The sequence below is a fragment of the Deinococcus alpinitundrae genome (assembly GCF_009982895.1).
Taxonomy (GTDB): Bacteria; Deinococcota; Deinococci; order Deinococcales; family Deinococcaceae; genus Deinococcus; species Deinococcus alpinitundrae.
The window spans coordinates 201253-217072 of sequence record NZ_WXZL01000005.1 but is presented as its reverse complement, the minus strand read 5'-3'; the positions used below and the strand labels follow the sequence as shown (position 1 = coordinate 217072).

Sequence of the window (15820 nt, the reverse complement as noted above, 5' to 3'; positions counted from 1 at the left end):
CGCTGTTCATCGTTTAACTGCACGACGTATTTCAACTTCATGCCTCACGCTACTCCATCCTCCTAACCTAAGTTGACGGACTACTAGAGCCGCTTTGGGGATATTCTTCTACTATGCATCTGTTGTCTGGCACGGCATTTTGTTCAAATCTCAGGATAAAATCCTGATTTTTCGAGGGCGATGACACTGCATCAGGCAGCGCACGAATCTGGGTTCAGGCGATCGCGGTGCTTCAGAGGAGGTGCTCCCTGATCGCTTGGCACCTGTTCTCGCCTGACAGCGATGTTCTTTGGGCACGATTTCGCGTTCTGAACAGCTTCGAAGTCAGCTCTGAATATTCCCCAAAGTACAGCTAGGGCAACCCGAAAGTCGCTTCCACGTTCGACTGGGCCGCTCGGCACTGAACCATTTAAGCTTGAACGGGTTCGGGAACCCGGCGGCCCTTTAGCGCGTAACGCCTGTAGTGGGATGGCGTGCCCAGGCACGAGCATGGCGGGCGCATATTCGAAGTGGGTGGGGCGCGGGAGGAGAGCAGTGAGACGATGACACAGCAAGACTGGCGCGAGTTGTGGCACCGCGCCCAGGACCACGAACGGCTAACCGAGCACGAGCAGCACGTCCTGGACGGCGCGCTGGCCGATGCGGCGCAGCGGGCCGAGGCCGAGGGCTGGGAGCGTGCTGCCCTGCGTCTGCGCCGCGCTGAGGCCCCCGAACTGCCGCACCCGGTGGCCCGCGCGGTGGCGCGAGACATCGCCCTGAGCCGCGCCCTCGCCGCGCCCCTCACGTTGCCCGCGTCTCAAGCCGCCGCCACTGCCCAGGCCATCGCGCTCAGTCGGGCACTCGGCTCCGGCCCACGGCTGCCGCACTCCGTGGCGGCCGTCGTGGCCGCGCGTATCGCCGATGACGCGGCAGAAACCGGTACAGTGGGCGCGCTGCTGCGGCAGTGGCCCGCGCCCGCGCTGCCGCGCTCGCTGGCCGGGGCGGTGGCGGCGCGGGTGGCCCAGGAAGCGCAGCCGGCGCTTCAGCCGTCACCGCCTACGGCCCTCTCTCCTGCAGTGACCGCCGCACCGGAAGCCGCGTCCGAGCCGGAGGCGCTGCCACCGCTGGGCCGCACCCGGCTCAATCCGCCGGGCGGTCCGTCGGGGCTGGGCGGACTGGGGGTGGTGCTGGCCTTCGCCGGGCTGACGCTGCTGCGCGGCAACCCGGCCGCCCAGAAAACGCTGGGGCTGCTGAGCCAGGCCACGCCGTTCGCGCTGCCGCCGAGCGTGGGGACAGGCGTGATGGTGTTGGCGCTGCTGAGCTGGCTGATCGTGGCCAGGCCCACCCCGGCGGTGCAGCGGCTCGGCGCGCTGGGCTTGGCCATCACCGGCGTGGTGACCCTGCCTACCGTCTGGGACGCTCTGCAGCACACCCCGCTGCGCGCCGCGCTGGCCGCGCTGACCACCACCCACCCCGCGCCGCAACTGCTGATGGAACGCTGGCTGGGGGCCGGGCTGCTGCTGGGCGTCAGCGTCCTGCTGCTCTCCTTCGGCTGGAGCACCCGGCTGGCCCGGCGGCAGCGCCGCGCCCCGGTGCAGACCCTGGCGGCCGGTACCCTGGCGGGCCTGGGCCTCAGCGGGCTGGGCCTGATGCTGCTTTCTTTCGGCTGGATCGGGGCGGGATTGGGCCTGGGGGTGCTGAGCGCCCTGGCCGCCCTCATCGGCCTGAGCGTGAGCCTCTCGGCGGCGGGGCGCAGCGTGGCGCGGCGGCTGCAGCTGGCGCTGCCGGACGTTTCGGGGCCGCTGGCGGGTCTGCTGGCCTTCAGCGCCAGCCTGAGCGTGCCCGCGCTGGCAGCGGGCCTGGCACTCGTCGGCAGCGTCTGGGGCCTGGGGACCCTGCTGCTGGGCCGGGAAGGCGCGCGCCTCTGAAGCGGGGCGGCGCATGCTGTCACCGCAGGACATCCCGCCTGCCCGAACCGTTCAAGCTTTGAAGTATGTCGCAGGCACCCGCCCTCGTCTGGCCACAGCCTGCCGCCGAATTCCTGTGGGCTGAGGCCCGCACCTTTCTACGGACCTTTCACGCCGAAACCGGGCGGCCCGGTCTGCGCGTCCGGCTGCGCCAAGTGCAGAAAGAGATCGCGCTCAATGGCACCTACCGCCTCAGCTGCGAGGAACTGATCCACGGCGCGCAGCTCGCCTGGCGCAACTCGGCGCGCTGCGTGGGCCGCGCCTACTGGCCCGCCCTCAGGGTGCGCGATTTGCGCCACGTCAGCGCGCCGGACGAGGTGTTCGCCGAACTGCGCACCCACCTGCACTTGGCCTGGAACGGCGGGCAGATCAAGCCGCTGATCAGTGTGTTCGGCCCCGGCGTGCGGATCATCAACGACCAGCTCATCCGCTACGCCGCTTACCCTGACGGAAGTGGCGGTTGGCAAGGAGACCTGCAAAACGCCGACCTCACGGCCCGGCTGCGCCGCTCCGGCTGGGAGCCGCCTGCCCAGCCGGGTCCTTTCGACGTACTGCCGCTGGCCATTGAGGCTGCCGGGAACGTTCACCTGTACCCGCTGGGGTTGCAGGAAATTCAGGAAGTTCACTTTCAGCACCCTGCTTACCCGGCCTTCGCGGCACTGAATCTCAAATGGCACGCCCTGCCAGTCATCAGCGACCTGCGCCTGGAAGTGGGCGGACTGCATTTCGACTGTGCGCCGTTCAGCGGCTGGTACTTGCAGACCGAGATCGCCGCGCGCAACCTAGCCGACGCCCAGCGCTACGATCAGTTGCCGCGCGTAGCGCAGGCGCTGGGCCTGGACACCCGCCGCGAGCGCAGCCTGTGGCGTGACCGGGCACTGCTCGAACTCAACGTAGCCGTGCTGCACAGCTTCGATGCGGCGGGCGTCAAGCTGGCTGACCACCACAGCGTCTCGCGCCATTTCGTGCGTTTCGAGCAGAAGGAGGCTAGGGCAAACCGGGCCGTGCAGGGTCGCTGGAGCTGGCTGATCGCGCCGCTCTCGCCCGCCACCTCACCGATCTGGCACCGCCAGTACAGCGAGGACGCGCAGGTGCGCCCAGCTTTTTTAAAGGTGCCTGTTCTTGACCACCCCAGCAGCGCGGCGACCTGCCCAGTTCACTGAACTTAGCTTCAGGTCGGCAGGGGGTACGGCAACGTGCCCTCGTAGATGGCGCGGCCCACGATGGCCCCCTGAATCTTGAGCGCCGACAGCAGCGCCACATCCTGAAGGTCGCGCACGCCGCCGCCCACGATCAGGGTGTTGATCCACAGCGCCCTTACCTCAGCCATCAGCTCGGCATCCAGGCCGCGCAGGGTGCCGTCGCGGCTGACATCGGTGAAGATCAGGGTTTCCAGACCGCGTCCGGCCAGCTCGGCGGTGAGTTCGGCCACCTTGATACCGCTGCCCTGCGCCCAGCCGTGGGTGGCGACCTCCAGCCCGCGTGCGTCCACGCTGACCACCACCCGCTCGGGGCCGTGGGCGGTCAGCAGTTCGCTGACGAGTTCGGGCCGGGCCACCGCCGCCGTGCCGATGACCACGCGCGACACACCCAGCTCGATCAGTGCCTCGGCCCGCGCCCGGTCGCGGATGCCGCCACCGACTTCCACCGGCACGCCCGCCTGCTGCACGATCTCGGCGATGATGGCCGCGTTCTCGCCGCGCCCGGTGGCGGCATCGAGGTCAACCAGATGCAGCAGGCCCGCGCCGAGCGAGACCCAGTGCTGAGCGGCCTTCAAAGGCGACTCGAAGTACACCGTCTCGCGCTCAGGGTCACCCTCGAAGAGCCGCACGGCGCGGCCCTGCTGAATGTCCACGCACGGCAAGATGAGCGGCGTAAAAGGCGGGGGCACAGGCGGCGGCACAGAAGCGCTCATGTTCCGGAGTCTACCCCGGCGGGCAGGAGCGAGCAGGGACGCGCACGGGGGCGACCGCGCTACACTCAGTCTCGACGTGCGTATCGGCTTCGTGACCACCACCTACCTGCCCTCGCGCAACGGCGTGGCGACCAGCACCGCGCTGTTTGCCCAGGGCCTGCGCGATCTGGGCCACGAGGTCAGCATCTATGCGCCCAACCACCCGGCCCGCCCGCCCGCCGAGGAGGGCGTCTACCGCCTGCCCAGCACCAGCATGGGCACGCCCGCCGACTACCCGGTGCTGCTGTGGCCCAACCCGGCAGCGGTGGCGGGGCTGCCACTCAGGGGCACCGATATCTTTCATACCATGCACCCGTTTTTGCCGGGCATCCTGGCGCGCTTCTGGGCGCGGCGGTTTCAGACGCCCTCGGTGTTCACGGCCCACACCCAGTACGAGCAGTACCTGCACTACGCGCCGCTGGTCCCGCGCCGGGTCAGCCGCAGCCTGACGCGCTCGCACGTGGCGACCTTTGCCCGCAGCGTGGACCAGGTGCTGGTGCCGGGCCGGGCCATGGAGGAGATGCTGCGGCTCTACGGGTACGGCGGCGACGTGAAGCTGATGCCCAACCCGGTGGATCTCGGCGCGTTTCGGGCCGCAGACACACCCCAGGTGCGGGCCGCCGTCCGGCACCGCTACGGGGTGGCAGAGTCGGCCCCACTGGTCATCTCGCTGGGGCGACTGGCCGCCGAGAAGAATCTGGACACCATGCTGCGGGCCTTTGCCCAGGCCCGCGAGCGTCGCCCCGGATTACGCCTCCTGGTGGTCGGGGACGGTCCGGTGAAGTCGGCACTGGAAGCCCAGGCCCCGGCAGGTACGGTCTTTACCGGCGCTTTGCCCTACGCCGAGGTGCCGCAGCTTTTGGCCGCCGCCGACGTGTTCGTGACCGCCAGCACCTCGGAAGTGCTGCCGATGTCGATGATCGAGGCGCTGGCCGCCGGAACGCCGCTGGTCGCTGCCCGCAGCCCCGCCGCCGAGGACCTGATTCACAGTGGGCCGCACGGCGACAACGGCCTGATCCGTGAGGCGCACCCGGACGCGCTGGCCGAGGGACTGCTGAGCGCCCTGGACCCGGAAAGCCTGCCGCGCCGCGCTGCTGCCGCCCGCCTCAGCGCCGAGCAGTACGACCTGCGGGTGCGCGCCAGGGCACTGGTGCAAATCTACGAGGGGTTGCTGGCGAGACGCTGACCCGGCTGAACACTAGCCCAGCACCTCCACCTGACACCCAGCCAGCGCCGACTCGTACTCGGTTTTCTCCAGCCCGCGCCCGATAATGACCAGTTCGGTGAATCCAGTCTCACCCGGCCTGCTGTCGACCCGGTCTGCCGTGAACACGTCGCGCACCGACTGAAACAGGATGCGGCCCGGCTGATCGTGAAAACTCAGATACCCTTTGACCCTGAGCACCTCGGCGGGGCGCGACAGGATGTACTCGCGCAAGAAGGCGTGCCAGCGGTAGGGATCGAGCGGGCGATCGGCACGCAGCACCAGCGATTTTAGCCCCGGCGTGTGCAGCGTGGATGGAGCATCGAGGAGGCGCAGGGGGTCGAAGTCGCGCCGGGCCAGCAAGTCGCCGGGATCAATCTGGCCCCGGCTGGCCCGGATGACGGTGGCCAGCGGATTGACGGCGCGCACGGCGTCCTCGGCGACGCTGAGCGTTTCCTCGCTGACCTGATCAGCCTTGTTGAGCACCACCACACCCGCGTAGGCCAGTTGCCGCGCCCCCTCGCGGTACTCGGCCAGGGTGCGGCGGAGCTGGGCCGCGTCGGCCACCGCCACCAGGCTGCCCACCCGGAAGGCGGCGCGCACCTGCGGCTCCAGCAGCGTGCCCAGCACCGGCACTGGGTCGGCCAACCCCGACAGCTCGATCAGCACGTGGGCAGGCCGGACCTCGCGCAAGGCCAGCGTGACGAGTGCCCGCAGCAGATCGTCGCGGCCCGAGCAGCACAGGCAACCCGCCGTCAGTTCGGTGAGGTCGAGGCCGTCGTCTGCGGGCCGCACCGCTTCGATCAGGCCGCCGTCCACGCCCACCGCCCCGAACTCGTTGACTGGCTGGGGGACGCATGCCCGTGACTTCAGTCATGGGTACGTCCCTCTCGCCCGCAAGGGCGACACAAAGCCTGAGCCTTTATTCTGTGGTAGGTTAAACGTGCAATGCTCCCACGTCGCGATCAACGGCTGGGAGCGTGGCAGACACCTTGTAGGGAGGTGACGCCCACGGAATCTAGCACGCCCCCCATCCGGAACAAGGCCTTCGTCGTCCGCCTGTACCCGAACACCACTCAGACTGAGCTGATCAACCGCACGCTCGGTTGCGCCCGGTTCGTCTACAACCACTTCCTCGCCCGACGCATCGAAACCTACCGGCAGGACGGCAAGAGCATCACCTACGCTGCCACCGACAAGGAACTGACACTGCTCAAACGCGCAGAAGGTACGCTCTGGCTGGCAGCGGTCGACAAGTTTGCCCTGCAGCAATCCCTGCGTGACCTTGAGAAGGCCTATCAGAACTTCTTCCGCACCGTGAAGACGACTGGCAGGAAAGTTGGCTTTCCAAAGTTCAGGAAGAAGCGGACCGGCGAAGCCTACCGGACGCAGTTCACGAACGACAACATCGAGATCGGTGATCACTGCCTGAAACTTCCGAAGCTGGGCTGGATCAAAACCAGGGGCCAGCCAGACATCCACGGAAAGATCCTGAATGTCACGGTCCGGCGCGTTGTTGAAGGGCATTACGAAGCCACCGTCTTGTGCCAGGTGGAGATTCCATACCTTCCTGCCGCGGCGAAGTTCGCCGCGGGAGTGGACGTCGGCATCAAGGCGTTTGCCATCGTGACAGGTGGCAACGGGGAGTTCGATCATCATGCGAATCCGAAGTTCTACCGTTCCGCCCTGAGGAAGTTCAGGAAGGCCCAGAAGACCCTGTCCAAGCGGAAGAGAGGCAGTGTCCGGTACCGGAAGGCGAAAACCAAGCTTGCCCGGATTCACCGGTCCACGGCGAACAGACGTCAGGACTTCATTCACAAGCTCACCATCTCGCTGGTGAGGGAGTACGAGGTCATCTGTACCGAGCACCTGAAGCCCGTGAACATGGTGAAGAACCGCCAGCTCGCGTTGAGCATCAGTGACACGGGCTGGGGAGAGTTCATTCGGCAACTCGAGTACAAGTCGCTCTGGTACGGGCGGCTGGTGTCGAAGATCAGTCCGTACTTCCCATCAAGTCAGCTGTGTCATGACTGCGGGTTCAAGAACCCTGAGGTGAAGAACCTCGCCGTCCGGATGTGGAGGTGCCCGAACTGCCGGGAGACGCACGACCGGGACGAGAACGCCGCGTTGAACATCCGGCGTGAAGGGCTGGTGGCCGCCGGGATGGCGGACACCTTAAACGCTCATGGAGATGGCAGAAGACCCACCTCGGTGGGCAGCGGTCTGCGAAGTGAGAATCACGCGACTTCAGTCGTGTGAGGTTCAGGATGACACCGAAGTGCTGCGGCGCAGCGCGGATCAGGTGATTGACCAGGGTGGTTTTGCCCGCGCCCAGAAAGCCACCGATCACGGTGACGGGAATGCACGGATCGGCAGGAGCATCTGGGACAGACGGATCAGGGGCAATCATCTGGCCATGGTAAGGGCAATACAAAAAGCGGCCCCACCCACGAGGGATGAAAGGCCGCTGAAAGATCAGGAGGCGTCAGGGCACTTTAGCCTGGAAGCAGACGGTGCCGCTGGTGTTGACCAGTAAGCCCGCTGTCTTAAGGTCGAAGGTCAGCAGACCGGGGTGCTTGGGGCTGTTGGGGGGATCGCTGGGATTGGTCACGGGCGCGCTGCTGAGGATGCCCGCGTCGGTGTCACTGACATTGGTGAGGCTGGTGCCTGCTGGCGCTGCCGCGCTGCCCACAGCCACCACTGCTCCTGACGAGAGGATGCCCAGGCCTGAGCCGGCAGCGCCGTAGGCGTCCGGTACGATGGCCATGCCCAGCGGCACATAATCGGTCAGCTTGAAGTTTGGGGCCACGCCGCCCGTATTCTTGTAGACGATGCAGTACTCCACAGTCTCGTTGGGCTTGACCAGCACCGAACCAGTGTTATCAATGAAGGTGCTGCCCGTCGTGACGTTGCGCCCCAGCTTGAGCAAGGTGATCGCCGGGGCCTGCTGCTGAATGTTAGGGCTGAACTCCGACGTGTTGCCCGCGATGGTGGCTGTTGCCGTGAGAACGTCGCTGCCGGTGAATGCCCCCGCTGCAAGGGTGACTGCGCCGCTGAACACTCCTTTGGTCCCCAGCGTCACGGTAAGGGTACCCAGGTAGGTTTTGCCCTCACCGTGAGAGACAGATTTACCATCACCGACGATCACTGCGCCCTTCTGGTTGCCATCGTCGTCGGCTTTATACAGCTCGATATTGACATTCTGACTATCGAACGTGGTGCTGGTACCGTTGCCCACGAAGCCCGACACGTTGAGACTGGTACCGTTCGTGCCGTTGGTGTAGATACCGGTGAACACTGGGTAATCCTGCCCCATATTGCCCTCGCGGGCCACCGTGGCACCGTCATTGGGTGTGACGCCGTTGCCCTGGCCATAGTTGGCGTTGCCACCTACATAACCGTCCGAAGCCGTGAAGTCAATCGAGGTCAGACCGTTCGTGTAAAACGAGTTCTGGCTGAGAGTGACATTTTTCTGGCCGAAGTTGATGACCACACCGGACTTTTGATTGTTGAAGATCACGTTCCTGCTGATGGTGTCGCTGGTGGTGCTGTTGACCCCACCACTGCGGGCGAGGTAGTGAATGCCCGAGCCTTCCAGCCGTGTGGCTGCCCCGCCTGTACCGTTGCCGGTGATGGTGTTGTTGGTGATGGTGTTGTTGGCAAGGCTGCCGATTTCAAACTGAATGCCGCTGGAATTGCTGGTGGCGATCAGGTTGCCGGTGATGGTCACGGATTTGGCGAAACCAGATGTAGTACTCCCCGTCAGGGTGATAGCGTCGCCACCAGCCGAAACCATGCCGCTTTGCTGAAATTCATTGTTCTGAATCGTCAGGCCAGCACTTCCGCCCAGGTAATTGATCCCTGAATTTGCCGAGTAGCCAATCAGATTGTTCTGAACCGCACCCGAAGCATTGACAAGATAAATACCGTACTGGGCTGAGCGCAAGCTGGCAGGCAGGGTAAAGGTCGTCGCGGTGGTGCCGAAGATATTCTTCTCAATCAGGACGTTGTCTGCGGCGCTGCCGCCGCTACCCAGGGTCAACTCGTTGCCGCCGTGCAGCGCCACGCCGCGCAGAGTAAAGTTGGCCGCCGACACCTGAAGGGTATTGGTCCCCGACAGGGTGATCTCCACTTCCGGCTTGCTGACCTGGCTCAGCGCCAGGTTGTCCACACCCACCGCACCGCCCGTGCCCAGCGCCCCGGTATTGGTGTCGCCAGTACTGGTGGTGGTATTGGCGGTCTGAGTGGTGGCGTCGATACTGGTGTCGCTGTCAGTGATGGTGAGAGTGGAAGCCAAGTTAATGATTGCCACGCCGCTGGTGAGGACAGCATTGGGGATCATGAAGATCGAGACTTCCTTGCCTGCCGTCTGTCCGACCTGCGCCAGACCGGTGTTGCTCAGAGCGTTGCTGTTGGTCACGAACTGACGCAGGCTACCCTGACCAGTGTCATTCACGTTGACGATGGTGTCAAAGTTAAAGCCGAAATCCACGCCCACCAAGTTAGCACTGACGAGCGTCACGCTGGCCACCGACTCGGCAGTAGCAGGCAGGGTCGTGGTGCTGAGGGCCGGGTCAACGCCAGCGGGGAACGCGCCTCCGATCTGACTCGCGCCGTTGATATAGGTCTGCACTGGCAACTGTGTGCAGGACGGCGATGTCGCCAGAACGGTACTGGGCGTGCAGCCACCAGTACGGGTGGCGGTTACGAAGTTATTGACCACCCGGACCTTATAGCCACCGGCGACTTGATTGGTAAAGCTGTAAGCTCCGCTAGCATCGGTCAGCACCGCACCAATGAACGTACCCGCCGAGGTGTAAAGTTCCACCCGGACGCCGGGGCGCAGGCTCATGCCCTGGGCCGCGCTGTAGGGTCGGCCCGCGCCGCCGCCGTAATTGGTGTCCACATAGATCTGGCCAGAGATGGTGAAGACGGGGGACACCGCGTCGGTATCGCTGACGATGTTGTTGGTGGTGACCGGATCGGTGACACCGCTGGGCGCATCTATTGTAGCGGTGTTGGTCACGTTGCCGTTGGCAGCCGTTACACTGGCGGTCACTGTGAACTCATAGAACGCGCCACTCGCCAAAGTCGGCAGGGTCACACCGCCTCCACTTTGCAGCGCTGTGGTGCTCGGAGCGGTAGCGCAGATATTTCCACTGGCAGACGTACAAGCCGTCCCCGTCTGGGTCAGGCCCGTTGCCCCAGGGTCTTTCAGCACCGCGCTGCTCACGCTGCTGGAACCATTGTTGGTCACGCGAATAGTGTAGATGGTGCTGGCACCCGCAGCGACGCTAGTCACGCCGTCGGTCTTGGTGATAGCCAGATCGGCGACAGGCTGAACGTTCAGCATGGCGGTGGCGTTAGTCACCGTCGGTAAGCTCTGGCCGTTGATGGTGCCGGTGACGCTGCTGCCCTGAATAGTGTTCGTCACACTGCCGGTCGTACCCGCAGTCGGCAGCGTTATATTGAGGACGACGGTGCATCCCGCTGTAGGCAAGGTCCCGCCGGTCAAGACGTACTTGCCGCTGTTCGTCGTCACGGTGCCGCCCACTTTACAGGTATCGCTGCCCACGCTGCTGATGGTCAAACCGGTGAGGCCAGTGGTCGCAGCGATATCGTCTGTCAGGGTGAAACTCGTCGTGGCCACACCGTTGGGATTGGTCACGATGATGGTGAGCTGGGTGGTGCCGCCCTGGAGGACGCTGGAGGGGTTGAACCCCTTGCTGACCGCTGGAGCCAGCGGCGTAACCGTCAAGTTGGCCGTATTAGACACGCTGCCGGCCGTCGGCGTTTGGGTGCTGGTCACGCCGCTGGCAATGTTGGGCTTCACGCCGATGGCGGTGCCCTTGACCTGCACGGTCACCGTGCAACTGCTGCTGGCCGCCAAGCTCGAAACCGTCAAATTCAGGGCCGTGGCCCCAACAGTCAAAGCCGGGCTGTTGGTGGCCGCGCAGGTGCCACCGATGGCCGTACTGCTCACGCTCATGCCGCCCAGGGCATCGGTGAAGTTGAGGTTGGTCAGCGTACCAACACTGCTGTTGGTCAATGTGAATGTCAGTGTGCTGGTGGCGTTAAGCACAATGCTGGTAGGAGCAAACGCTTTGGCAATGGTGGGAGAGGCAAGTAAACGCACCGTGACTGTGGTGGGGTCCACCGTGGCCGTTTGGTTCTGGGCAATACTGCCGCTCGGTACACTTCCGAAGCCAGTAGCGCTCGAAACATTGGGAGAAAATCCTGTGGTGTTGTCTACGTTATCGGAACTGACACTGCCCATGGTCATGGTTGTACTGAGGGCATCAGTAAAGCTGCCGCTACTGGTCGTCTGATTGCTCAAAACGGTGTTGTCTACCGAAACGGTATTGACACTCACCGGAACATCTATCCTGATTGTTCCGTCGATAGCCAGAGTTTGACCGGCTACCAGCAAGTTGGTATTGGTCGCAGTACCTGTATATGAACTGTTTTTGGCAGTAGCGCTGCCTGTCCCATTTACCTGTACCGTTTGTGAGCCTGCTACGGCAGTTACCCCTGCTGGTAAGGCCTCGATCACTTGAAAGTTACTGACGGCCACATTCCCTGTGTTGACATAAGTAACGGTGTAAGTCAGGGTATCGCCCGCCGTGACTGAGCCACTGCTATCTGCGTCGTTAGTGAGTTTTACAGATTTATAGCCGTTCACGTCAGGGCGCAGGAAAATTGCATCTGGCTTGAAGAAGTCAAATGCAGTTAAGCGACCCCCAGCCGTACTTCCACTACTGCCCGTATGGGCACCGTAAACGAGTTTAAAGCTCGCTACGTTCGTATACTGTGCGGAGGCTTTATAGGTATCTAAAGTGGTGATACCACCTTGTCCCACTGTACCCGACTGGTATTGCACACCTCCATCAATCGACGTGTTGCTACTGAGCGTACTGGCAGCAGACAAGCCCGTAAGACTCGCAGGAAGGCCAAGGAACTCAACGAATTCGCGTAGAGTTCCGTTACCGTCAGTATCATAGCTGGTCACCCAGAATGAGCCTGGGAGCGTCGCCGTACCAGCACCGACAGCAGGAACAGCGCCGCCGGGCATGACGAAATCAAAGGTAAATTCCGCCCAGCCATCAATATTGGCCGTTGATTGTGTGGGTAAAACTGTCGGAGAGAAAAGCTGCGTCGCCGTGGCTGCCGAGGGCGGCGTCGTAGACAGGGCGGGGGCAATATTATCGAAATCGGCAGCAGGATCAAGCGTCGCGCCGTTCAGCTTTGTTACCGTCACTACAATGTCGCGTTGAAAAGGATTAGTGTTGCCTGTACCAGCCCCCACGACCACATTATTGAAGCGGCAACGGCTATTGATCGTCAGGGTACATGCGCCAGTGCCAGGAACGACTCCACCGTTAACGAATTGGAGGTTAAAACTCTCCGCTCGCGCCCAGCCTCCAAATCCCAACAGCACGATTAGTACGGCCAGCAATTGAAAGCACGACCGCCAACCATCAAACTTCACCTTCACTTCCTCTCCCCCAAGCTATCGTCCAGCGTCACGTCGAGCCGCACATATGCCCCCTGTTTGGTGTATTGATTGCCGGTCCCGTCAAAGCCCGCGAAGTTGTAGCCCGCCGTCAGCCAGGTTCCGGGCAAGGCCCGCAGCGAGCCTTCCAGACCGTATCCGTAGACGGCGCTGCCACTGGCCGGTTGAATTAGCGCCCGGCCCCAGCCGCTGACGCCGAAGCGCTCACCAATGTAGGCGGTGGCACCGAGCGACGGCTGCAAGGTGAGGCTGCCCGAGTCGCTCAACAGCTCTCTGGCATCCAGGCCTGCGCGCAGGGCGTACTGGGTGCGGTGGTACTCGGCGCTCAAGCCCGCCGTGATTTCCGGGTTGGCTCCGGCCAGGCTGCCCGCCGCGTAGCGCAGGTAACCCAGGCTGTTGAGGTCACCCGCGCGGTAGGCGTACCCGAAGGCCGCCCGCAGGCCCTGGGTGTGGCCCACCTCGGCGGTGCTGTCGGCACTGAGGGTCAACGCCGGACTCAGGCTGCCGGTGAGACCCGCCCGGAAGACCGCTCCGAACTCATTGTTCTGATAGCTCACATCGCTGCCGACGCTGCCCGACATGTTGCTGCCCTGGTAGCGCAGATCGGCCCCGGCAGAGAGATCGGTGGCGGCAGTGTTGAAGGCCCGCACCACCGAACCGCGCAGGCCCAAACTGAACTGAGCGCTGAGCGGAATGCTGGTGTCGGCCCCGAAGCGGGCGCGGTTGCCGCTGCCATCGGCGTTGGGCAGATCGTAGGTGACGGCGTAGTTGACGTTACCAAGCTTGGTGGCGGTGCTCAGCGACGCGACGTTGCTGCCGTTCCAGGTGTAGGTGTCGCGCAGCCCCAGTACCACGTTCTCGGCCACTTTGACCTTGGCGCTCACATCGGTCACGGCTTTGAGGTTGCCGCTCAGCGGCTGAGTATGAACCACGTCCAGATCCACAGCACCCTGGTGGTAGCCGACGCTGCCGACAGCGCCCAGACCATACACGTCACCGAAGGCATACTTGAAGCCACCGCCGACGCTGAAGGGCTTGAGGTTGTAGTCGGCGCGGGCCGTCACCGAGCCGCCCTGGGCCGAAACCTGATCGGCAAGCGGTGCGGCGGCCGCGGTTGGGGTGTTGTGGTACTCGCCGTCGAGCACAGCGGCCAGACGGCTACTCAGGCGGGTCTTGTAGCTGGCGACGACGCTCAGACCAGTATTCAGCGGCGAGAGTCCGGCGTAGCTGGCCGACTGGTAACGGGCCTGGGCACTCACGCTGCTGTCTTTGGAAAAGCGGTGGTCAAGCACCGCGCTGAGCTGCACGCCGCCGGAGTAGGCCGCCAGCAGACCAGCGCGGGTCACGTCGGCGGCGTAGTTGGCGCGCACGCCGTAGGTACTGACCCCGTCGAGGTTCACCACAGCCGCGCCCACGCCGTAGTTATGGGTCTGCTGCCAGATCTGCGCGCCATAACTGAGGGTGCGCTGTGAGAGCGGGTTGACCAAGCGATAAATCACGTCCAGGCGCACGTCGTTGAGATCAGCGTCGAGCGGGTCGAGGGTTTGATTGAAGGTCACCACACCGCTGTCAGTGTCCAGGGTGTAGTCGGCCAGCCGGGTCAGCGGCACGCGCTTGAGTTCTACGCCCGTCGTCTTGTCGAGTGTCACTACCGTCAGGCTCTCGCTGTCGGGCGCGACGCCCGGCTGGAGGTGCAGCAGGCGACCTTCCGGGATCAGGCGGGCGCTGACCTTGTCGCTGGGCACATAGGCGACGTAAGCGGCCACCTGCGGCCCGGCGTTCTTGGTCTGCACACGCAGCGCCGTAAAGGTCTCTCCCAGCGGCAGCACGTCGCCGGGCAGCGCGCCCTGACGGTACGACACCCGAAAGCTAGGCTGATCGTAAATCAGGGCCACAGGGTCAATGCCTTGGAGCGGGGTACTATCGGTGCTGCTGTCGCCGTAACTGGCGTAGCGCTGATACACGTTTTCGGAGGTGGGCAGGCCGTCCTTATCGGCGGTCAGGTAGAGCTTGCCGCCCAGCAGCGGTGTCTCCAGCGAAGCGCGGGCCAGGTAGCTCAGGTTGTCAAGGCTGATCTTGAAATCCGGCAGGCCCAGGGTGGCGCTGATCACGCCCACGCCCACCCGGCTGGCGTTGGGCTTGAGCTCGAAGCTACTAACCTGGGCGCTGCTGTCCACCAGCACCGATAGGGTGAGGGTAGTGGGCGACGACTGCGGCGCAAGGACCACTTCGCCCACGCCGTCATTCATCCGCACCTGATAGCCCGCCGTCGAGGGATCGGCATCGGGGGTGCTGGGTTCCAGGTTGCTGGTGACGGTCAGGCTCGGCACCGACGAGAGGGTGCCAAAGGCGTCATACGCCTGCAATTTCAGGCGCACCACGCTGTTGCCGTCAGCGATGAGCTGAATCGGTGTGACCACCACGCGGGTCGTCACCGAGGCGTAGCGCACCGTGACCGTGTCGCTGCCGAGCTGAATCAGGTTGGGACCGGGCTTGAGCGGCGCACCCACGTATTCGAGGCGCTGCTTGTTGTTGGCGCTGTCAGTGGTGCGGGTGCCGATCTGGTCTTCGCGTAGCGCCACGCCGTTGATGCTGGGCGTGAGCACTGCGTCCAACGGGCCCTCCACGATCACGGTGATGCGGTCACGGATGCGGTAGATGGTGCCGTCGAGCGGCAATTTGACTGCGCCTGCGTTTTGCTTGGAAGCACTCCTGGCGCTGATCGGCTGGGCCGAGACGAAGTCAGCCTGATCGAAGTCGCCGCGCAACACCTCGCTGCGCTGTGCGCCGTAACGTGCTAGCAGCGCCGGGGCGGCCAGTTCGCCGAGCTGACCGCTGTAGGTCACGTGGTAACTCAGGGTGCCGCTCTGCTCGGCGGGAAGAACCCAGTAGAGCCGGTTCTGGCTGCCCAGCAGCGGATCGGCAACTGGCTTGCCGTCGAGCGCAGCGCTGCCGGGCAGGTACTGCGCCCCCAGCGGCAGGCTGTGGGCCACAACCAGTTCCCTGGCCTCGATGGGGGCCTCGAACGTCAGGCTGACGCTGCTGGCGCGTAGCACTTCCGGAGCGTTAGTGGAGACGGTATCGAGGGTGGTTGTCTGGGGGTCTGCCTGAATCTGGGCGGGCACGTCCGGCAGGCCGAGTTCCTGGGCTTGGGCGCTGCCGAGCAGCAGCAGCGCAGTGAGAAGAGCAGCGGTGCGTTTCAT

Annotated in this window: 8 protein-coding genes and 1 pseudogene; 4 read left to right on the top strand and 5 right to left on the bottom strand. The window is 64.1% G+C overall.

Going from position 1 to position 15820, the window contains the following annotated elements; genetic code table 11:
* The first annotated feature begins 542 nt into the window (after positions 1–542).
* Complete coding sequence (locus GUI70_RS06900) at positions 543–1907, top strand: hypothetical protein (RefSeq protein ID WP_161881551.1); 1365 nt, start codon at positions 543–545, stop codon at positions 1905–1907.
* A gap of 65 nt (positions 1908–1972) precedes the next feature.
* A complete protein-coding gene (locus GUI70_RS06895) occupies positions 1973–3109 on the top strand; it encodes a nitric oxide synthase oxygenase (RefSeq protein ID WP_161881550.1) in 1137 nt (378 codons plus the stop codon).
* An 8-nt stretch (positions 3110–3117) separates the two neighbouring features.
* On the opposite strand, the gene hisA is transcribed toward GUI70_RS06895, so the two are convergent.
* Positions 3118–3861 (bottom strand): 1-(5-phosphoribosyl)-5-[(5-phosphoribosylamino)methylideneamino]imidazole-4-carboxamide isomerase, encoded by a 744-nt coding sequence (gene hisA, locus GUI70_RS06890; protein ID WP_161881549.1) that lies wholly within the window; start codon positions 3859–3861, stop codon positions 3118–3120.
* A gap of 76 nt (positions 3862–3937) precedes the next feature.
* On the opposite strand from hisA, the gene GUI70_RS06885 reads away from it, so the two are divergent.
* Complete coding sequence (locus tag GUI70_RS06885) at positions 3938–5086, top strand: glycosyltransferase (RefSeq protein WP_161881582.1); 1149 nt, start codon at positions 3938–3940, stop codon at positions 5084–5086.
* A gap of 12 nt (positions 5087–5098) precedes the next feature.
* On the opposite strand, the gene GUI70_RS06880 is transcribed toward GUI70_RS06885, so the two are convergent.
* A complete protein-coding gene (locus GUI70_RS06880; protein ID WP_161881581.1) occupies positions 5099–5977 on the bottom strand; it encodes a CobW family GTP-binding protein in 879 nt (292 codons plus the stop codon).
* Between the two features lie 129 nt (positions 5978–6106).
* Between GUI70_RS06880 and tnpB the strand changes: the two genes are divergently transcribed.
* A complete protein-coding gene (gene tnpB, locus GUI70_RS06875; RefSeq protein WP_237724755.1) occupies positions 6107–7363 on the top strand; it encodes an IS200/IS605 family element RNA-guided endonuclease TnpB in 1257 nt (418 codons plus the stop codon).
* 43 nt (positions 7364–7406) lie between these two features.
* On the opposite strand, the pseudogene GUI70_RS06870 reads toward tnpB, so the two are convergent.
* The 3 genes and pseudogenes from GUI70_RS06870 to GUI70_RS06860 form a co-directional block, all read right to left on the bottom strand.
* A pseudogene (locus GUI70_RS06870) lies at positions 7407–7514 on the bottom strand (GTP-binding protein); the annotation flags it as partial.
* 75 nt (positions 7515–7589) lie between these two features.
* Positions 7590–12599 carry a beta strand repeat-containing protein gene (locus GUI70_RS06865; RefSeq protein ID WP_161881548.1) on the bottom strand — a complete coding sequence of 1670 codons (5010 nt, stop codon included), beginning with the start codon at positions 12597–12599 and terminating at the stop codon, positions 7590–7592.
* On the bottom strand, positions 12596–15820 hold the full coding sequence (locus GUI70_RS06860; protein ID WP_161881547.1) for a hypothetical protein: 3225 nt from the start codon (positions 15818–15820) through the stop codon (positions 12596–12598). The genes GUI70_RS06865 and GUI70_RS06860 overlap by 4 nt, the downstream gene beginning before the upstream one ends.